The organism is Lentibacillus halodurans (assembly GCF_900112045.1).
In the GTDB taxonomy this organism is placed as follows: Bacteria; Bacillota; Bacilli; order Bacillales; family Amphibacillaceae; genus Lentibacillus; species Lentibacillus halodurans.
Window position 1 is genome coordinate 71,128 of sequence record NZ_FOJW01000012.1, and the last position, 18,969, is coordinate 90,096.

The following is an 18,969-nucleotide window of genomic DNA, read 5'->3' on the forward strand; positions in this document are numbered from 1 at the left end:
AAAACACGTAGCCGGCAGTGCTGCAGCAAAAGGCGGGAGATAAGGATACGAACTGGGAGCGACCTGCAAAAAAGAGGGAGGAGAATACCGAAACCGAAAACTTCTCCAAGTAGGTGATCCCTCTGAAACGCCGGGCAGGAAAATTTGAACCGAAACTTCTAAACTGGCAACAGATGATTTCAAGAATTAGAGCGAATCATAACATTAACCCCCTTAATGTACCCTGAATCCTTAAAAAAATCCATAAATCCGGGAATTTTTTTGGATAAAATGTATAGTTTTCTATTTTTCTGCTCAGAATGGTTGTTGAGGTGATGACAATATGAAAGAGGAAAACAACGGAACTCCAAAAAATAAGTGGAGTCGCATTTTTCGCAAGAAGTGGTTTTTCCCGGCAGTGTATTTGACGATTGCTGCGCTTCTTCTGTCATTGGTCATATGGTACCAAAACCTTGGCAACCAGATTGATGAGACTCAGGAAGAAGAGAATACAGAGGAGTATGCACCAGTTGAACATGATGAAGATGCACAGCCTGTAGTGGATCAACAGGAAGTCATTCAAATGCCTGTTGAGAACATGGATCAAGCAGAAATCGTAACTAAATACTATGATTACAACGCAGACCAGGAAGATCAGGAGAATGCAATTGTCGTATTTAACGACCGCTATTACCAAAGTACAGGTCTTGATATTGCATCTGCTGATGGTGAAACGTTTGATGTGTTGTCGTCATTAAGTGGAACAGTTACGGAAGTCAAAGAAGATCCGCTGCTTGGTAATGTTGTAACGTTAACACATGAAAATGATGTGACAACCCATTACGCGAGTCTTGGCGATGTTCAGGTTTCTGCCGATGAAGAGATTGAACAGGGTGATGTCATTGGAACTGCCGGCGAAAATCTTTTCGGAAAAGACAACGGAACACATCTCCATTTTGAAATTAGAAAAGATGGACAAGATGTAAATCCGGAAACCTTTTTCAATCAGCCGTTAAGTGCTCTGGATGAGGCGTTGGCTGAAGATGAAGAAGCCGAAAACGGAAATGCGGAGTCTGAAGGTACCGAAGAAGATGCAGAATCCGGTGCCACAGAAGAGGAAAGTGCTGAATCCGATGCTACAGAAGAGGAAGGTACAGAGCCTGACGCATCTGAGGATGAGGATTCAGAGTCAGACGAAAATGCAGATGATGCAATGGACAATGAGGAAACACCAGGTAATGATGATCAGACTGGTGGAACCGAAGAGGAAGAGTAAACTGAAAGCTTCCCCATCACAAATGCGTAATCTATTAACGCAAAACCCTAGTGATTTTACTAGGGTTATTTTTTTGTCTGTTTGGCTGTTATATCTTCTACGATTAAAAATTCACTGCGAAAATTGTCGAAGGATTATCCTTTATTTTGTTGAAATTTGTGATATTATATAATTAAACCAATCAATTTTGCAGAATGTTTTGTTAATTGGTCACAATATACCGGTACTATTTACCTAGTTCGAGCATTCTGATTAAGAGGGGTGTATTTCATGCACTATTCCAAAGCGACACAGAAATCCGAGAAGTCGGATTTGCTCATCAACTTATCCAATAATGATGAGTTGACATTGGAACAAGTGATGCTGGTATTGGAAAAGGAGCATGATGAGCAAACGGTCGAGCAGCTGATTCGCAAATTTTGTCTGGAAACAACATCAGATAATACCCAAAAAAAAGGCATGGAATATTTATATATGAATGGTTACTATGATGATTTGCAGCAATCAATCATCAAAAATAAATCGTCAAAAAACCCCTCGAATCAGAAATGGGCAGAGGTCTATCAATTGACGCTGGATCGCAAACAAAGGCGTTATTCAGATCAAGAAATCCTGAGACATGTCAACGCTATGAAAACGGATGAACCTGAACTGAAGTGCTTGCTCGAATTTATCAAAGTCACTGTTTATTATGGCCGGGGTGAATACGGCAAATTAGGTAACATTCTGGAAAAGCAGCAATACTTATTTGAAAAAATAAATGACCACTTTCTTCTGGAATTTTTCCATGACCGTTTATATCACAATTTGTTCGTTTATTTTCTTGTCCGCAACGAAGTAATTATGGCGCGCAAATATGCTTTTCGGGTCTTGACACGCACAACCAACTCAAAAACGAAAATCAGCCTCCACATCAATCTCGCGCTTTCGTATATGTATGATACATATTATCAGGGCATGTATCATCTTAACGAAGCACTGAAAATCGCCAAAAAAGATGACCTGAATCGTATTGCAAATATTATTGTACAAAATAATATTCCGTTTTTATCAGCACACTTTAAAAAAGTGGAAAACATCACATCAACAGATAAAAGTGAACAGGCTCATATCGAAATAGCGAAAGGAAATTATTTCAAAGCAAGGGCGATTTTAAAGGAAATAGAGATTGACAGCCCTTTCAAAATGTACTATTTGGGAATGGCCAAACAGGATAAAAGCTTACTTCTCCAGTCGTACAACAATTTTATTGAAAAGCGAAGCGACTATTTCTTCAGCAGACTGCCACTAAACGCGCTTCAAAAAATGAGCGATTAGCTCTGTCATGGCGGGTGTATTCCCCGCGTATCAATTCGTTAGTTATGAAAATAGGGTCAGGCTTTAAATTTAAAGAAAATCTAAGGAGGCTAAAATATGAAAAAGTTTATCGTTACTTTGGGTGTTATGACAATGGTGTTGGCAGGTACCTTGGCATTTGATGCCGTTGATGTGGCGGACCCAGTAATGGGCGACTTGGATTCTGATCCAGTAATGGGCGATCTGGATTTTGATCCAGTGATGGGTGACTTGGATTCTGACCCAGTAATGGGCGATCTGGATTCTGATCCGGTAATGGGCGACCTGGATTAATAACAGGAAAGTTCGTTAAATAGAAAAGCCCATAGTCTGTATATTTGATTTAAATCAATACAAAAAGCCTGAACCCTATTTTCTTTTTTTATAATGATATTGTTATCATAAAAATTACTTCTTGTCCACCGCCCCGAAAGATGCAATTTTAATCATAATCCTCACTAAACGTTAATAAAATATTACAAACCAAGCATTCAGAAAAGTCTGAGGTGAGAGCTTGTGTAGCTTCCTGTGTCCAGTCATCCAAATTTTTCACCTGATACATACAAACCTCATATGTAAAAGAGTCTTCCCTTATTTGATTCAGTGATATAAATACAGCCAGAGCTGCACAGAAGGATATGTTCAGCAGATAAGTGAACAGCATACATTGTATCACCTTGTCTCAAACCACACCTCGGAAATATCCAACTTAGGGAGGCGAACGGTGTGCACGATTACATCAAAGAAAGGACAATCAGGATAGGAAATTATGTCGTGGAGACGAGGAAAACTGTCCGATTGATCGCAAGGGAATTTGGTGTTTCCAAAAGCACAGTCCACAAAGATTTAACAGAACGCTTGCCGGAAATAAATCCGGAACTTTATAACCAGGTCAAGGATGTACTTAACTACCACAAATCAATTCGCCATCTTCGCGGGGGTGAAGCAACCCGCAATAAGTACAGAGAAGACAAAAGGACAGAAGATTCCACCTTCAAACCAGTAGGATAATCGGTTTTCCACGACTGACGAGCATCAAAGGAGGTGGTGGCCCTGCAGTAACACAATCTGCTGAAGAGGGAGGTATATTTGATCCAAAGCCCGGCCAGGATGCGGCTGGGTTTTTGGTGTGGGAATGACCGATACTATGAACAAATAAGATGAAAATCAACCAAATGCCGGATATACGAACCAAATAAAGAGGAAATCAACCAAATTCAGCGTGCATCATCCAATTTTAGGACATATCGAGTTGTCCAAGTGTTCAATGGCCTCGTAAGCCAGCAGCTCGTGTGACTTTTTCTGTACGTTAAAGTTGTTGGGAACAAAAGTTAAACACTTCTTTTCTTCAGTTTTCTTAAATAATTATTCGACACTTTCCGGTCATTTCCTGCAAAAATATCCATCCTTAAATTACCAAAGGGGCGTATTTTAGCCCGAGAGTGGAAACTTCTGCCGTGGAGCAGAAACTTCAGTCGGAGCACAAAAACTCCAGCCAGAAAACCAAACCGTCAGTTCATAATCATCAACTTTATACGAAGATTAACACAGCTGCAGCTGGTCTTTAGAAGTAAGTGCTCTAAAATCCCCCCCTGGTTTTCTTAAGACAAAAACCATGCTACCTTTGACCTAATCCTAGTGAATTTATCCCAATATTTTTTTCAAAAATGGAAGTTATCTGTTGTATTTTGTGGTAAAATATAATATTAGTTGCAGTTTGTGTACATACGGATACGAGAAAGTATTTTGATAGCAGGGAGGATCTAATGAATGTTTTCTAGGGACATCGGGATTGACCTTGGAACTGCCAATGTGTTGATTCACGTGAAAGGAAAAGGAATTGTCTTGAATGAACCATCCGTTGTGGCGATGGATCGCACTGCCGGCCGTGTGCTTGAGGTCGGGGAAGCAGCACGCCGCATGGTCGGACGAACACCAGGAAATATCGAAGCGATTCGGCCATTAAAAGACGGTGTGATTGCTGATTTTGATGTGACAGAAGCCATGCTGAGGCATTTTATTGATAAAATAAATGTGAAAGGGTTCTTTTCTAAACCGAAAATGCTGATTTGCTGCCCGACAAACATTACAAAAGTGGAGCAAAAGGCAATCAAAGAAGCTGCTGAAAAATCCGGCGGCAAAAAAGTGTATCTGGAGGAAGAGCCGAAAGTGGCAGCAGTTGGAGCCGGCATGGAAATTTACCAGCCGAGCGGGAATATGGTCGTGGACATTGGCGGCGGAACAACAGATGTGGCGGTGTTGTCCATGGGCAATATCGTTACGGCTGAATCCGTTAAAATGGCCGGGGACAAATTTGATGTGGAAATTCTTCAATACATCAAAAAAGAATATAAAATGCTGATTGGCGAGCGAACAGCTGAAGAAATCAAAATTAATGTTGCCACAGTATTTAAAGATTCGCGCCACGAGCAGATGGATATACGCGGCCGTGATATGGTGACAGGCCTGCCGCGTACGATCACGGTATATTCTGATGAAATTGAAGAAGCCCTGCGTGAGCCGGTTGCCCTCATCGTACAAGCGGCCAAACAGGTGCTGGAGCAGACACCGCCGGAATTGTCGGCTGACATCATTGACCGCGGGGTTATTTTGACTGGAGGCGGCGCATTGATTCATGGAATTGATCAGCTGCTCGCTGAGGAATTAAAAGTACCTGTTCTATTGTCTGAAGACCCGATGGATTGTGTTGCCAAAGGGACAGGCATTATGCTGGAGAACATTGATAAAATTGAACGAAAAAAAATCGTTTGATTCTTTTTGAAAACATTGATCTTTTAAACAGACGTTCGGAAACGAATAATGACAGTACTGCTGAAAACTGGCGACCTACCTAACAAACTGATAAAGGGGGCGGACCAATTGCTGAGAGGATTTTACACAGCTGCCAGCGGAATGGTTTCACAGCAGCGGCAGCAAGAGGCTTTATCCAATAATATAGCAAATGCCCAGACACCGGGGTATAAGGCAGATCAGACTGCATTGCGCGCCTTTCCCGAGATGCTGATGCATCAAATGAGTAAAAATGATGTGCCAACGTCACGTGGCTTAAATTTCCCGATGCAAAACCCGATTGGATCGATGAATACCGGGGTGTATGTTCATGAAAATATCCCGGATTATGGGCAGGGTGATGTACGGGAAACAGGCATCTCCACTGACTTGGCACTGGTTGACGGGGAACTTCCGGATGAAACAGGCGGTCTTTTCTTCACTGTGCAAAATGAAGATGGTGAAGAACGCTATACCAGAAATGGCAACTTTACCGTTGATGGGGAAGGGTTTCTTGTAACAACGCAAGGATATTACGTGCTGGATGAAGCCGGAGCGCCGATTCAGACAGATGGCATAGAGTTTACGTTAACAGAAGATGGTACCTTACAGCTGCCCGGTGAAAATATTTCGCTTGGTATTGCATATACTGATAATGTCAATGAACTGGCCAAGGAAGGTAACGGGCTGTTCAACGGAGAAGCCGGCGCTGTACCGGGTGAAGCTGCATATACCGTTCAGCAGGGCGTGCTGGAACGGTCAAATGTAGACGCGGCACAGTCCATGACGCAAATGATGGAATCTTATCGTATGTTTGAAACAAACCAGCGTGTGTTGAAAGCTTATGATGAAAGTATGGGCAAAGCAGTCAGTGAAATTGCCCGCTTAGGCTAGGAGGGATTTGATGTCTCGGACGATGATTCAGGCGGCGGTTACGATGAATCAACTCCAGAATAAATTGGATGTTGTTGGAAATAACATGGCGAATAGTCAAACGACAGGCTACAAAACACGGCAGGCGGATTTTTCCTCTTTATTATTTCAGCAAATTGACAACATGACCGATCCTGCCAACGGGGAAGGACGCCTGACTCCTGATGGTGTACGGGTTGGTTCGGGTGCAAGACTCGGGTCAGTGAACATTAATCTGTCACCCGGGGCCATTCAGGAAACCGATCGAGCCCTTGATACCGCCTTATTGGAAAAAAATCATTTGTTTCAAATTCAGGTAACCGAAAATGATATGACAGAAACGCGATACACCCGTGATGGTTCATTTTACTTAAGCCCGATTAACGATAATCAGGATGTCATGCTCACGACTAAAGATGGCTACCCGGTATTGGGAGAAAATGGGCCAATCGTAATAGCAGAAGGTTTTGATGAGATCAATATCCAGCCGAATGGACAAATTTCGGTACAACGTGGTAATGTAACGGAGAACGCTGGAAATCTGGCAATCACTGAAGCTGCTCGCCCGAGATTGCTAGAAACAGCCGGTGATAATGCATTCCGGTTGCCGGATTTGGATGAATTGGGATATGATTTTGCCGAAATGATGCAGCCGGTTGATCCGGGTACAGAGGTCTTACGAAGCGGTGCTCTGGAACAATCGAATGTCGATCTTTCCCAGCAAATGACTGACATGATGAATACACAGCGGTCATATCAGTTTAATGCAAGAACGATTTCCATGTCAGACCAAATGATGGGACTCGTCAACCAGCTTCGATGAGTCAGATACATCATTTGTGAAGCTCAGCTGCCGAACTTGATAAGCAACAAACGGATGTAAGGAGAAACAGGCCATGTCAACAGACCAGAAGGAAAAAACAGCAACTGAACAAAACAGCCAGATAACGGCGGATCAAAAAAAAGAACTGCAGCAGCAGGAACAGGCACCGGACAAGGTGACACGCAAAGAACAGAAAAAAAAGCAGAAGCAGGAGACCGAAAAATCATCAGACAGCGCGACCCGCAAAGATCAGAAGAAAAAACGAAAACAAGAAAAGCGGAATCATAAAAAACCGCGCCGCCGTATTTTTCCTATTTGGTTGCGGATTATTGTTATACTGGCACTGTCGGCAATTGCACTGGGAGCAGGTTTAATGATTGGCTATGGTGTTATTGGAAACGGAAACCCAACTGATGCGCTGGAATGGGAAACATGGCAGCATATTATCGATATCGTAGTGAAAGAAGAATAACTGCATGTCCGCTAATACCGGGCATGTTTTGTAATATCAAAGGGGTATACATTGTTGGGCTTATTAAAAAAATAAAATTTAGGATGACAGCAAAATCTGTGGTTGTATAGATCAAGCCTTTGGGGAGACGAAGACGAACGGCAAGTTTTTCTAATAAGATAAGCTAGTCCCCTTATATATGTTTGTTACAAAACAAGCCAAGTCCGGCTCCAGTGCTAAAGTTGCTGCGGGACTCCTTCAAACAACAGTCAGTGCTTCGCTTACGCTTATCGTGTTTCTTTTATCTGCTGCGGTTCAGTCCAATCCGTACGTCGCTAAACTGGCCGCTTGCACCTTTGTTCTTGGTCTGTCAAAATAACGGCTGAACATCTGTTATAATGGATACAGCATACACCATAAAAGGAGCGTTTAAATGGATATCGAACAAATTAAACAAACAATCCCGCATCGCTACCCATTCCTGCTGGTGGACAAGGTTACTGAAATAGCAGAAGGCAAGCGTGTTGTCGGATTAAAAAATGTAGCAGCAAATGAGCCATTTTTCCAAGGCCATTTTCCCGAATATCCGGTCATGCCCGGGGTATTGATTGTTGAGGCACTGGCCCAGACCGGCGCCATTGGTATACTTGGCATTGACGAAAACGAGGGCAAAATCGGTTTTTTGGCGGGAATTGATAAATGCCGCTTCAAACGGCAGGTGAAACCGGGTGATCAGCTACAGTTGGAAGTTGACATCATTCGGATAAAAGGACCGGTTGGTAAAGGAAAAGGCGTCGCAACCGTTGACGGCGAAATAGCCTGTGAAGCAGAAATTACATTTGCTGTGAAATAGGAAAGATACATCCGATTCTCCACCCTAGTTGTGGGGATTTTTTTATGTTTTGTTTTAAAAGCGTTTCAGACTGTATCGGCGCGCTCGTCCGTTTCTTACATTTATCAGCGAGATTTGAATTGTTATCAGAACATTACGCACTTGTATCACCCTTTCACGTCACATCAAACAATTTGTAAAAATAAGTATCACTTTTAATAAAATGGTTAAGCTATAGGCGAAAGTGAACTTAAAGGAGGGACAACATTATGCAACGTAAATGGCTTATAAAAATTGGTGCACCTATTTTGGCATTGTCACTGGTTGCCGCTTGCGGAAATGATGAACAAGAGGATCCGGCGGGAGAAGATGAAGCACCATTGAACCAGGAAGAAGACAGTCCTGATATGAATGGTGAGAACCAGGACGATCCGCAGCTTGATAACGGCGACAATGGCACGAATGAAGATGGAACCGATACAAATCAGGACGACACAGATGGCATGAATGAAAATGATGAAGCCCCGCTTAATGAGGAAGATGAGAACAACTAATCTTTAAAAATCCCCTTGTATATCAGGGGATTTTTCCGGTTCGTTCATGTACCCAAATCATTCAGGTCTCCAATGTTTTAATGAAGTTTGTGTTGCAACAATTCCATACTGAAAAAATCCTCTGCTGAAGCAGAGGATTTTCCGTTATGCTTTCATATCAATCGCATTTCCGAGTGACGGGTGTGGCGCTGAAGCCCCCTGTGACTGATTCAGCATTTCAATCAATTGCTGTCCTTGCTGCTCCGCCACTTGTTTCGCATTGTTCATAACAGCCAGACCGGCATCTGAACGGACCTGCTGATTTGACATGGCAACAGACATTGCTGCTACATCCACGATAAAACCCTCCTAATAACAACCGTCAAAATGTATGACCACACCTCTTTTATCGACAAAAAGAGCAAAAGTTGAACCCGTTTCATGAATTTTCATTACATAACGTAAAGGCAATCTCCTCCATCTTATTTTAATAGTTTGAAAAAACTCCCGTCATAAATAGATAAACCATTCGTAACATAGTACAATAGGCTTAGAAAACAGATGAAATCTGTTAGAACGATCAATATTTTACATAGATGGAAGGGGGGAGAATAAATGGAGGGATCATTTTCATCACCAGTTTACATTATCGGCCAGCAAACCAAGGCAGTAATGACAAAGGATTCCGCTTATTACCGCTCGCGCATTTTAGAGGTTCACCGTGAACGGCACTCTGTTCATCGCCCCGAGCAAATTATCGATCACACATGTGTCCTATACGGTTCGACGCTGGAAGGCCGGCGTGAGTCAGTGAAAGATCTGCTGAAACTGAACAGTAAAGTACCGGTTCCGGTTATTCCGGAAAAAGGCGTTTACATGCTGCCGACGTCCTCTTCCAAAAACAAAGACAATGTATGGCTCTCCTTCTACCATATCGATTATTTTGAACAGCAGGATGACAGGACATATGTCAAATTTCATGACGGAACAGGCCTATTTGTCAATACTTCCGAAACATCTTTCGACATGCAATATAAACGAACAAGCCAGATCATCGCCAAACTGAACCGTTCACTTTTCTTTGGCAACCGCCCATTCATATGGAGCCGTTAGCAGATAGACACTCGGTGCGATCAGGACTAGGATGTGCTGCGGGGGCAATGGCAACGGTGATTTATTCTTGATTTCAATGCATTCCACGTGTAAAATGGAAAAATGACTGACTGGTTAGTTCAGTTGTCAAAAGCAAAATGAATGGTTCCATCTATCAGGTTGGTACTTCATAACATGAAACTAGGTGTTATATGATGAATAAGAAAAAAATAAAGCTTATCGAAGCCGGGATGAAGTTATTTGCCGAAAAAGGCTATCACATGACATCCATTGAGGAAATTGCATCTGAAGCAGGCGTTTCCAAAGGTGCTTTCTACTTGCATTTCGAATCGAAAAAAGACTTTATCATGACGTCGCTTAATTATTATCATCAGGAGATTGCCGCCCGGATCGAGAATGTGCAAAAACAGAATCTCGCCCCACGCGACAGCCTGGCCAAGCAAATTGGCGTGGTTATAAGGTACATTTACAAGTATAAGGATTTTCTCACGATGCAGCTTCGTCAAAATATTTCAATCGGGCAAAGTACCGATACGTTCATCCAGCAAATGAAGCTGCAAAATTTTCACTGGCTGCGGCAAAACATTGAAAATATTTATGGCGAACAGATGGCGTGTTATTATCCGGATATCATTATCCAGCTGGAAGGATTAATGAACGGTTACGTCAAATGGATTATCATTGATGGCATTGAAATTGACCGAAACCATTTAGGTGCCTATCTCGTAAGAAGGATGGATGATTTGGTAAGCGGTATGCTGAAGCACGAGGAAGCACCACTGGTTACAAAAAATCATATTCCTGACTTGTATCAGGGGGAGGTGCAAGTATCGGAATTATTATTTTCCATGAAAGCAAAAATCAACTCATTGAAATTGCCCGAAGAAAAAGCAGGCCAGCTGCACGATATCATAATGATGATTTTAAATGAAACTGGCAAAGAACACCCGCAAAAGCCAATCATTCAGGGGCTGCTGGTCCATTTTCAGCGTATGCCGGAATTTGAAGAAGAATGTAAAGAGATGGGACGTCTTTTACATATCGATTTATTGGATTAATTAAACAAAGAAGAGGAGTTACAGTCATGCGAAAATTGTTTTTAAGCATCGCAGCCCTCATGCTGATAGGAATTCTGGCTGCATGTAATCAAGATGAAGAATCTAACGATGAACAGGAAGAGCAAGTCGTATCGGTTGAAATAGAGGAAGTCACAGCAGGTGATCTGGTTATTGAAAAATCGCTATATGGACGTACTGAACCTGACAGTACAACACCGGTTATGGTACAGAATCCCGGGGAGGTAACGGAGTTGGAAGTGGAAAACGGTGATACAGTAGAAGAGGATGACCACCTGGCTACCATTCAAACAGCTGCCGGAAACCAGAATATCTATGCCTCAACAGCAGGTGATATTACGAAGCTAACGGCTGACGAGGACGCGATGGTCTCCAATGAAGAGCCGCTCATGGTCATTGCCGATTTCAATCCAATGACCCTTACGTTTTCCGTGGTGACTGAAACACTAGATCTTTTGGAAACAGGGGACACATACCCTGTTACGATGAACGGACAGGAATATGAAGCAGAAATTACAGCTATCAGTACAATGCCTGATGATACCGGGCTTTATCCGGTTGAGGCGACTGTGGATAATGAAGATGACAACATTTTATCCGGGGCAATTGCTGTTATGGATATCCCGGAAAATCGGATAGAAGATACAGTACTTCTCCCGACGGAAGCTGTTGTCACAGAAAACGATGAGACGTTTGTATATGTAGTGGAAGATAATCAGGCTGTTAGAAAGGATATAACGATACAGGAAACACAGTCGGAGGAAACAGCTGTCGAAGGTGACGTCCAGGAAGGGGATCAGGTCGTTGTCAATGGACTTTTGACCCTGTCAGAAGGCATGAACGTCAACGTGGTACAGGGGCAGGAGGAGGATAATTCTTGAAACTCGTCAAAACATCTGTCAAACGACCTGTTGGTGTGATCATGATCGTCCTGGCCATTATTGCGCTTGGGACCGTATCATTACGCAACCTCAATATTGATCTATTTCCGGAAATTGACCTGCCGATTGCGGTTGTAGCAACTTCCTATGAAGATGCAGCTCCAGAGGATGTTGAGAATCTGATTAGCCGGCCGATTGAGTCATCAGTCAGCTCAGTAGAAGGAATTGAAACAGTTCAGTCACAGTCACAATCCGGCTCCTCCCTTGTGATGATGATGTTCAACAATGGGACGGACCTTGATCAGGCATTGCTTGATGTACGGGAAAACATCGATCAGGTTAAGGGGGTACTGCCTGATGGCGCCGGTGATCCGAGCGTGTTAAGGTTTAATCCGGATCAAATGCCGCTTATGTGGGTCGGTCTGACTGGAGATGATGCGGCTAAACTGACACAAGTTGCTGAAGACCAAATTGTACCATTTTTTGAACGGCAGAATGGTGTTGCATCAGTTACCGTTGAAGGGGCAAAAGAACGGGAAGTCCAAATTGTCCTCGACCAGTCTGAACTGCAGCAATATGGTGTCACAGCCCAAAGCATCACTCAGGCGCTGAATAGTGCAAACCAGTCAGCATCAGTCGGTGTCGTGGAAAAAGGTAATCAGGATTTGCAGCTAAGGGTAACCGGTGACTTCGAATCTATTGATGATATAAAAGAAACACTTGTACAGACCCAAACAGGTGAAACGGTACATGTTGATGATCTGGCAGAAGTGAAAGATACACATGCAGAATCATCGGGCGAAACAATGGTGAACGGCGAATCGGCCGTCGTACTGTCCATTATGAAAAAAACAGATGCCAATACAGTGGAAGTGGCAGGTAATATCAATGACAGCATGGATGAAATAGAAGGGGAACTGCCGTCAGGATTAAGCACAAATGTGATTATTGATACATCTGAATATATAAACATGTCGATCAGTTCGGTTGTGCAAAATATCCTGCTCGGTGGTGCTATCTCATTCCTGGTCTTACTGTTATTCCTGAAAAGCCTCCGGGCAACGATTGTTATTGGTCTGTCGATTCCGATCGCCATCATCTCAACGTTTACACTGATGTATTTTACCGGCGAAACGCTGAACGTGCTGACGCTGGGGGGACTGGCGCTTGGACTCGGGATGATGGTTGACAGTTCGATTGTGATTCTGGAACATATATACACATACCGACAGCGCGGGTATTCGCTGACGCAATCATCCATTAAAGGGGCATCAGAATTGGCTCCAGCCGTGATTGCCTCGACGACAACTACATTAGTCGTCTTTTTGCCAATGGTGTTTGTTGAAGGCATTGCGTCTGATATGTTCACACCGCTTGCCTTGACCGTATCATTTGCCTTGATTGCATCCTTGATTGCAGCGGTCACACTCGTTCCAATGCTTTCGTCCAAACTGCTGTCCAAAGCGACGAAGGAAAGCGGAAGGCGCTATTGGTTCAACCGTTTTCTGGATCGTGTGAACAATGGATATCGTGCAGTGCTTAAATGGGTTCTTGGACACCGGAAAACAACTGTCTTTGGATCGATTGCAATCATTGTGGGAAGCCTGGCGCTCATTCCAATGATTGGTGCCTCATTTATGCCATCATCCGACCAGGGTCAGCTTCAGGTAAATATCGAAACACAGCCGGGAAGCTCACTGGAGCATACACAAAGTGTGGCTGAAGACGTGAATGAAAAATTGACAGCTTATGATGATGTGATGGAAACCAACTATCTAAATGTCGGGGGTGGTGGAGGAGCCGGAATGGGATCCTCCAGCAACCAGGCCACCTATATGATGCAACTGGTTCCGGCATCCGAGCGTTCCCAGACGACAGATGATATTGTTCAGTCCATGAGTGAAGACCTGGATTCCGTTCCGGGAGCAGACATATCTGTGATGGCAACGGACAGTGCTGCTGGTTTGGGAGATCCGATTCAAATTAGTCTGAACGGACCTGAACATGACGTGCTTCGTGATCTGGCGGACGAGGTGGTCGATGTTATTTCTGGAATTGAAGGTGTGCATAATGCGTCTTCATCAGCTGAAGACGGTGATCCGCAAATGCATATCCAAGTCGATTCCGAAAAAGCGGCGATGTACGGATTGACTGAGCAGCAAATCACAAGCCAGATTCAGCTGCAGTTCACCGGTCAGACGGCTGCACAATATCGTGAAGACGGCAATGAAATGGACATTACCTTGATGTATCCGGAAGAAGAACGCAGCACCATCAATGATTTGGAAGATATGAAAATCAAGTCTGAGAGCGGCGCATCTGTTTCATTAGCATCTCTGGTAACATTAGAAGAAGTACAGGGTCCGGTCACATTGCAACGTGATAATCAGCAACCACAGCTGAATGTGACATCAGAAATTATCGGCCGTGATTTAGGAAGCATTACGGGCGACATTAGGCAGGAATTGGATAATATGAGTTTTCCTGAAGGCTACAGTTATGACATGGGGGGTCAAGCGGAGGATATGGCCAGCTCGTTTACGGATCTGTCCATTGCACTTGTGTTCTCTATCTTCCTGGTCTATGCAGTCATGGCTGTTCAATTTGAAAACTTCCTGTTCCCGTTTATCATCATGTTCTCACTGCCGGCTACGGTTGTAGGCGTCTTGCTTGGATTGTTTGTTACAGGCTTGCCGCTCAGCATTCCGGCCTTTATCGGGATCATTATGCTCGCCGGGATCGTGGTCAACAATTCAATCGTGCTCGTTGACTACATCAATATTCTGCGGCGTGATGAATATGGAAAGAGCCGCTATGAGGCAATTCTCGAGGCAGGAACAAACCGCCTGCGTCCAATCCTGATGACGACATTAACGACCATCTTGGCAATGGTACCACTTGGACTCGCACTGGGTGAGGGTGCTGAAATGCAGCAGCCGTTAGCTGTAACGATCATTTTCGGCCTGGCAGTTTCCAGTATTTTCACTTTACTGCTGATTCCAGTCATCTATACGTTATTTGACGATCTGACTGCTAAAATTTTGCGACGGAAAAAAACTTAATCATGATTCATAAAAGCTCTCTGCTGTAAGGCAGGGAGCTTTTGTTGAAGAGATGGTGTTATGGCAATTTAAAGTGCACGTCAATATAGTGTAGCGTCCATGGCATCTATGTGTGGGTGCAAGGGAGCGTCATACTGTGCAAACGCGCGGCACCTGCGCCAAATTCAGCAGTTGCAATTGAATTCAGACAGCGGCGTAAATTTTGCAAAATTTACATAACATAATTTAAAGCAAATCTAATCCTGAGCTCGTTTCCCCGCAGAAAATATGCTATGATAAGTAGAGCAATTTCGAATGGAGGCAAAAAGATGTCGTTGTCTAGAATTATGAAGTGGATAACTGGTGGATGTGAGGCATTTCTTGGAATTCCTTTTATCGGAGGTGCTTTCATATTCAGTACAACTTGGGGTGCCCTGTTTATCATGTTCATCCTGCATATGGTCACATTATTTATCGCACGGAATGAGAAAGGCAGTATTGCAGGAAATGTACTTGGAATGGTTACCTCGTTCATAGGTGTTATTCCGATCATTGGCATGATCATGCACATCATCACTGCTATTGTATTATTGATCGATGCTGCAATAAACAAACACTGATCCTATACCTCAGTCTTTTTCGAACGTATTTTTGTCATGAGCTGGTTCGCCACTTCCGAAAACATTAAACCAATCGCAATGGCACCGGCGAGAAGCATCACTTTTGCCGATAGCTGAACAGCTGTATAATAATCGTTCTCGACAAAATGCCGCATCGCATCATAGGCGACACCACCCGGGACGAGCGGAATAATACCGGATACGCTAATGATGATAACCGGCATTTTGAACATTTTGGCGCAAAACTGACTGAGCATCCCCGCGAGTATCGCCCCAAATACCGTTGCAGGCACAACATCCATGCCACCCGATGAAAGTATATAGTATAAAATCCATCCTGACATGCCAACGAGCCCGCATAGGACGAGCGCTCTTCTTGGCGCATTAAACAGCACACCAAACCCCGCAGCTGCCATAAAACTCGTTATCAATTGAGCGATGATCATCAAAATATCTCCCTTTCGTTTGCTGCACAATCTTCGTCCCATAACAGGGCATTTACTCGAAAAACATGCTGGCTCATGGGACAGCAAACAGCCGCTGCCTAAAACGCGAAAACCACTGCAATGCCTGCACCAATCGCAAAAGCAGTCAGCACGGATTCGACTCCTTTGGATACGCCTGCAACCAGGTGCCCGGCCATCAAATCGCGAACTGCATTTGTGATATGCAGACCTGGAACAAGCGGCATTACAGCTCCAATAATAATTTTATCCAAATGCATGCCAAAGTCAGTTGCTATAAAAAGCATCGACAGAAGCCCAATAAATAATGATGCGACAAAATGCGCGATAAAATTTATTTCAATCAATCTTGCGGCACCGAGCATGACAGCATATCCAATTCCGCCAGCTAAAAATGCCGGTATGAAATCAGGCCAGTCCCCGCCAAACATAAACGAAAAACTCCCGCTGACAAAAGCTGCAGCCATAATTTGCACCCAATAAGGGAATGTCAATTGCTTTTTATCAACGTTATTTAATCGTGCCAGCGCCTGATTGATCGTAACGTTACCTGCCGTAATATCACGCGAAATGCTGTTAACTTCTGCGATTTTATGCAAGTCCGTTGATCGGTTTTCAATACGCGTGAAGTTTGTCACATCTGCAAAGTCAGCAGAAAAATTAATTCCGGTCGGCGTCGCATAGCTTTGTGCATTATCCAATCCGAATGCAGCAGCTATTCGGTTCATCGTATTTTCCACGCGATAAGTTTCTGCTCCGCTTTCCAGCATAATTTTCCCTGCCAGCATGCATACTTTAGCAATTAAGACATGATCCAGCACGCCCGCACCACCTTTCTGTTTCAATTATAAAGCCTCGAATTTGTTTTTGAAAGCTGTATTATTACTACGTGATACCTGTATTTAGTTCTTGTTGATGAATATGCCATCTCGCTATCCATCTTATAACTACAGTCGTATCCAATTCGTCAAAAAGGGTGTACTAAAAAAAGTATTTGCCCCTTTACAAATATCCATAAACCAATTATGATTAAAGTGAGTAATCACTCACATATATGATAAGATAAGGAGGGTGCTAGCATGTCCAGCTTCATTACAATGGAAAGCATTCAGCACAGCTATAATAAAGAGGTTGTATTAAAGAACGTGAACCTTGCCATTCCGGAAGGTCAGCTCTTTGGTTTACTTGGTCCATCAGGTTCAGGCAAAACCACACTTGTCAAAATGATGATTGGACTTTTAACCCCGAGCAATGGCATTATCCACATCGAGAATGAACAAATGCCATCATTTCATCAAATGCAAAAGATCGGCTATATGGCGCAATCGGATGCGTTATACAATGAGCTGACAGCAAGAGAGAATTTGCTCTTTTTCGCAAGCCTGTACAAAATTCCAAAAAAACTGCGAAAACAACGTATCACTGAAGCAGCCAGCCTCGTCAATCTCACAGAACATCTTGATAAAACATTAGAAAAATTTTCAGGCGGTATGAAACGACGCATGTCATTGGCAATTGCCCTTTTGCATCACCCAAAAGTACTGATTCTGGATGAGCCAACAGTTGGGATTGATCCAGTTCTGCGAGCATCCATCTGGGAAGAATTGCGGAACAAACAAAAGCAGGGCACAACAATCATCGTCACAACGCATGTCATGGATGAGGCAGAAAAGTGTGACAATCTCGCTCTGTTAAGAGATGGCTACGTTATCGCGCAGGGCAGTCCGGACGATTTAAAAGCAAAGAGTGAAACCCAGTCATTGGAACATGCATTTTTACACTTTGGAGGTGGCAGTCATGCGAATTCAAGCAATCATTAAACGGATCATCCGGCAATTTTTACGGGACAAACGCAGCATCGCACTCATGATGATCGCACCGCTTCTGGTCATGACCTTGTTATGGCTTGTCCTTGATATAGAGGACTACACTCCTGCAATAGCTGTCACAGATATACCGGAACCAATGCAGGGAGCGCTTGAGGAGCAGGGTGCAACAATTCTGGAGGTTGATGCGCATCGTGCCGGCACCCTGCTTGAGAACGATGATGCAGATGCCTATCTGTCGTTTGAAAATAATCAGCCAGAACTGACGATGGAAGGCAGCAAACCGACTGCAACATCCGCTGTCCAAAACGCTGTCAGCAGTGCGGTCAAGCAATTAAATCCAAACGCACCCGATCTGGATGTGTCGTTCCTGCATGGTTCATCCGATTTAAACTTATTTGATAATACGGGATCGGTCTTAATCGGGTTTTTCGTATTCTTTTTCGTGTTTATCATCGGTGGTGTATCATTTCTCCGAGAGCGGACACAGGGGACACTTGAACGATTGCTGGCAACCCCGTTAAGGCGGTGGGAGATTGTGATCGGCTACCTGCTCGGATTTGGCATATTTATCATCATTCAGTCAATCATCATAGCTGCTTTTTCCATATATGTACTTGATATTTACATGGCAGGATCATTCGTGTCAGTACTGTTGATGGCATTCCTGCTGGCAATGACGGCACTGAGTCTTGGAACACTGTTATCTGCCTATGCCAAAAATGAATTCCAAATGATTCAGTTTATCCCAATTATTATCGTGCCACAAGTATTTTTTTCGGGTGTTTTTCCAATAGAATCAGTCGAATGGATCAGTGCTATCGGGCAAATCATGCCATTAACGTATGGTGCGGAAGCGTTAAAGGAAATCATGATACGCGGCGGGGGATTGGCTGAGGTTAGCGGCGATATCGGTGTATTGATTGGTTTTTCCGCAGCATTTATAATATTAAACATCATCGCACTCAAACGTCACCGGACATTATAAAGTGAAACTTCATTCAGTGGTGCGTATTT

At 43.6% G+C, this 18,969-nt stretch carries 20 protein-coding genes; 17 read left to right on the forward strand and 3 right to left on the reverse strand.

Going from position 1 to position 18,969, the window contains the following annotated elements; translation table 11 throughout:
* Nucleotides 1–322 precede the first annotated feature (322 nt).
* From spoIIQ to BM195_RS14045, 10 genes are all read left to right on the forward strand, one after another.
* Nucleotides 323–1,255, forward strand: coding sequence for a stage II sporulation protein SpoIIQ (gene spoIIQ, locus BM195_RS13995; RefSeq protein ID WP_090239665.1), 933 nt, complete (start codon nucleotides 323–325; stop codon nucleotides 1,253–1,255).
* Between the two features lie 270 nt (nucleotides 1,256–1,525).
* Nucleotides 1,526–2,572, forward strand: a complete 1,047-nt coding sequence (locus tag BM195_RS14000) for an AimR family lysis-lysogeny pheromone receptor (RefSeq protein WP_090239670.1) — start codon at nucleotides 1,526–1,528, stop codon at nucleotides 2,570–2,572.
* 96 nt (nucleotides 2,573–2,668) lie between these two features.
* Nucleotides 2,669–2,884 (forward strand): hypothetical protein, encoded by a 216-nt coding sequence (locus BM195_RS14005; RefSeq protein ID WP_090239675.1) that lies wholly within the window; start codon nucleotides 2,669–2,671, stop codon nucleotides 2,882–2,884.
* A gap of 432 nt (nucleotides 2,885–3,316) precedes the next feature.
* Nucleotides 3,317–3,601 carry a sporulation transcriptional regulator SpoIIID gene (gene spoIIID, locus BM195_RS14015; RefSeq protein ID WP_090239684.1) on the forward strand — a complete coding sequence of 95 codons (285 nt, stop codon included), beginning with the start codon at nucleotides 3,317–3,319 and terminating at the stop codon, nucleotides 3,599–3,601.
* A gap of 759 nt (nucleotides 3,602–4,360) precedes the next feature.
* The gene (mreB, locus tag BM195_RS14020; RefSeq protein WP_090239689.1) at nucleotides 4,361–5,362 is read left to right on the forward strand and encodes a rod shape-determining protein; all 1,002 of its coding nucleotides are present in this window, start codon (nucleotides 4,361–4,363) and stop codon (nucleotides 5,360–5,362) included.
* Between the two features lie 108 nt (nucleotides 5,363–5,470).
* A complete protein-coding gene (locus tag BM195_RS14025) occupies nucleotides 5,471–6,274 on the forward strand; it encodes a flagellar hook-basal body protein (protein ID WP_090239694.1) in 804 nt (267 codons plus the stop codon).
* Nucleotides 6,275–6,284: 10 nt separating this feature from the next.
* Nucleotides 6,285–7,115 (forward strand): flagellar hook-basal body protein, encoded by an 831-nt coding sequence (locus BM195_RS14030; protein WP_090239698.1) that lies wholly within the window; start codon nucleotides 6,285–6,287, stop codon nucleotides 7,113–7,115.
* A gap of 73 nt (nucleotides 7,116–7,188) precedes the next feature.
* Complete coding sequence (locus BM195_RS14035) at nucleotides 7,189–7,587, forward strand: DNA-directed RNA polymerase subunit beta (protein ID WP_090239702.1); 399 nt, start codon at nucleotides 7,189–7,191, stop codon at nucleotides 7,585–7,587.
* Between the two features lie 412 nt (nucleotides 7,588–7,999).
* Nucleotides 8,000–8,419, forward strand: coding sequence for a 3-hydroxyacyl-ACP dehydratase FabZ (gene fabZ / locus BM195_RS14040; protein WP_090239713.1), 420 nt, complete (start codon nucleotides 8,000–8,002; stop codon nucleotides 8,417–8,419).
* Nucleotides 8,420–8,667: 248 nt separating this feature from the next.
* The gene (locus tag BM195_RS14045) at nucleotides 8,668–8,952 is read left to right on the forward strand and encodes a hypothetical protein (RefSeq protein WP_090239718.1); all 285 of its coding nucleotides are present in this window, start codon (nucleotides 8,668–8,670) and stop codon (nucleotides 8,950–8,952) included.
* A 144-nt stretch (nucleotides 8,953–9,096) separates the two neighbouring features.
* Here BM195_RS14045 and BM195_RS14050 read toward each other — a convergent pair whose 3' ends face one another.
* The gene (locus BM195_RS14050) at nucleotides 9,097–9,288 is read right to left on the reverse strand and encodes a YjfB family protein (protein WP_090239728.1); all 192 of its coding nucleotides are present in this window, start codon (nucleotides 9,286–9,288) and stop codon (nucleotides 9,097–9,099) included.
* Between the two features lie 258 nt (nucleotides 9,289–9,546).
* Between BM195_RS14050 and BM195_RS14055 the strand changes: the two genes are divergently transcribed.
* The 5 genes from BM195_RS14055 to BM195_RS14075 all read left to right on the forward strand — a co-directional run bounded on the left by BM195_RS14055 (nucleotide 9,547) and on the right by BM195_RS14075 (nucleotide 15,662).
* Nucleotides 9,547–10,044 (forward strand): competence protein ComK, encoded by a 498-nt coding sequence (locus tag BM195_RS14055; RefSeq protein WP_090239731.1) that lies wholly within the window; start codon nucleotides 9,547–9,549, stop codon nucleotides 10,042–10,044.
* Nucleotides 10,045–10,238: 194 nt separating this feature from the next.
* Entirely contained in the window at nucleotides 10,239–11,102 is an 864-nt protein-coding gene (locus BM195_RS14060; protein ID WP_170848267.1) for a TetR/AcrR family transcriptional regulator, read from the forward strand.
* Nucleotides 11,103–11,128: 26 nt separating this feature from the next.
* A complete protein-coding gene (locus BM195_RS14065) occupies nucleotides 11,129–12,001 on the forward strand; it encodes an efflux RND transporter periplasmic adaptor subunit (RefSeq protein ID WP_090239737.1) in 873 nt (290 codons plus the stop codon).
* Nucleotides 11,998–15,063 (forward strand): efflux RND transporter permease subunit, encoded by a 3,066-nt coding sequence (locus BM195_RS14070; protein ID WP_090239741.1) that lies wholly within the window; start codon nucleotides 11,998–12,000, stop codon nucleotides 15,061–15,063. The genes BM195_RS14065 and BM195_RS14070 overlap by 4 nt, the downstream gene beginning before the upstream one ends.
* Nucleotides 15,064–15,371: 308 nt before the next feature.
* Entirely contained in the window at nucleotides 15,372–15,662 is a 291-nt protein-coding gene (locus BM195_RS14075) for a hypothetical protein (RefSeq protein ID WP_090239744.1), read from the forward strand.
* A 2-nt stretch (nucleotides 15,663–15,664) separates the two neighbouring features.
* Here the strand turns inward: BM195_RS14075 and BM195_RS14080 are convergent, their stop codons facing one another.
* On the reverse strand, nucleotides 15,665–16,108 hold the full coding sequence (locus BM195_RS14080) for a threonine/serine exporter family protein (RefSeq protein WP_090239746.1): 444 nt from the start codon (nucleotides 16,106–16,108) through the stop codon (nucleotides 15,665–15,667).
* 98 nt (nucleotides 16,109–16,206) lie between these two features.
* The gene (locus BM195_RS14085) at nucleotides 16,207–16,914 is read right to left on the reverse strand and encodes a threonine/serine exporter family protein (protein ID WP_090239875.1); all 708 of its coding nucleotides are present in this window, start codon (nucleotides 16,912–16,914) and stop codon (nucleotides 16,207–16,209) included.
* Between the two features lie 291 nt (nucleotides 16,915–17,205).
* Here BM195_RS14085 and BM195_RS14090 point away from each other — a divergent pair, with 291 nt between their 5' ends.
* Both BM195_RS14090 and BM195_RS14095 read left to right on the forward strand, forming a co-directional pair.
* A complete protein-coding gene (locus BM195_RS14090; protein WP_090239750.1) occupies nucleotides 17,206–17,946 on the forward strand; it encodes an ABC transporter ATP-binding protein in 741 nt (246 codons plus the stop codon).
* Nucleotides 17,924–18,940 carry an ABC transporter permease gene (locus BM195_RS14095; protein ID WP_090239754.1) on the forward strand — a complete coding sequence of 339 codons (1,017 nt, stop codon included), beginning with the start codon at nucleotides 17,924–17,926 and terminating at the stop codon, nucleotides 18,938–18,940. The genes BM195_RS14090 and BM195_RS14095 overlap by 23 nt, the downstream gene beginning before the upstream one ends.
* Nucleotides 18,941–18,969 lie beyond the last annotated feature (29 nt).

Bases quoted from the DNA above. Each gene is read 5' to 3' on its own strand.
- BM195_RS14095 (WP_090239754.1), top strand. From the start codon at position 17,924: ATGCGAATTCAAGCAATCATTAAACGGATCATCCGGCAATTTTTACGG.
- mreB (WP_090239689.1), top strand. From the start codon at position 4,361: ATGTTTTCTAGGGACATCGGGATTGACCTTGGAACTGCCAATGTGTTG.
- BM195_RS14065 (WP_090239737.1), top strand. From the start codon at position 11,129: ATGCGAAAATTGTTTTTAAGCATCGCAGCCCTCATGCTGATAGGAATT.
- BM195_RS14000 (WP_090239670.1), top strand. From the start codon at position 1,526: ATGCACTATTCCAAAGCGACACAGAAATCCGAGAAGTCGGATTTGCTC.
- spoIIQ (WP_090239665.1), top strand. From the start codon at position 323: ATGAAAGAGGAAAACAACGGAACTCCAAAAAATAAGTGGAGTCGCATT.
- fabZ (WP_090239713.1), top strand. From the start codon at position 8,000: ATGGATATCGAACAAATTAAACAAACAATCCCGCATCGCTACCCATTC.
- BM195_RS14045 (WP_090239718.1), top strand. From the start codon at position 8,668: ATGCAACGTAAATGGCTTATAAAAATTGGTGCACCTATTTTGGCATTG.
- BM195_RS14005 (WP_090239675.1), top strand. From the start codon at position 2,669: ATGAAAAAGTTTATCGTTACTTTGGGTGTTATGACAATGGTGTTGGCA.
- BM195_RS14030 (WP_090239698.1), top strand. From the start codon at position 6,285: ATGTCTCGGACGATGATTCAGGCGGCGGTTACGATGAATCAACTCCAG.
- BM195_RS14035 (WP_090239702.1), top strand. From the start codon at position 7,189: ATGTCAACAGACCAGAAGGAAAAAACAGCAACTGAACAAAACAGCCAG.
- BM195_RS14090 (WP_090239750.1), top strand. From the start codon at position 17,206: ATGTCCAGCTTCATTACAATGGAAAGCATTCAGCACAGCTATAATAAA.
- BM195_RS14075 (WP_090239744.1), top strand. From the start codon at position 15,372: ATGTCGTTGTCTAGAATTATGAAGTGGATAACTGGTGGATGTGAGGCA.
- BM195_RS14085 (WP_090239875.1), bottom strand. From the start codon at position 16,914: ATGCTGGCAGGGAAAATTATGCTGGAAAGCGGAGCAGAAACTTATCGC.
- BM195_RS14055 (WP_090239731.1), top strand. From the start codon at position 9,547: ATGGAGGGATCATTTTCATCACCAGTTTACATTATCGGCCAGCAAACC.
- BM195_RS14080 (WP_090239746.1), bottom strand. From the start codon at position 16,108: ATGATCATCGCTCAATTGATAACGAGTTTTATGGCAGCTGCGGGGTTT.
- BM195_RS14060 (WP_170848267.1), top strand. From the start codon at position 10,239: ATGAATAAGAAAAAAATAAAGCTTATCGAAGCCGGGATGAAGTTATTT.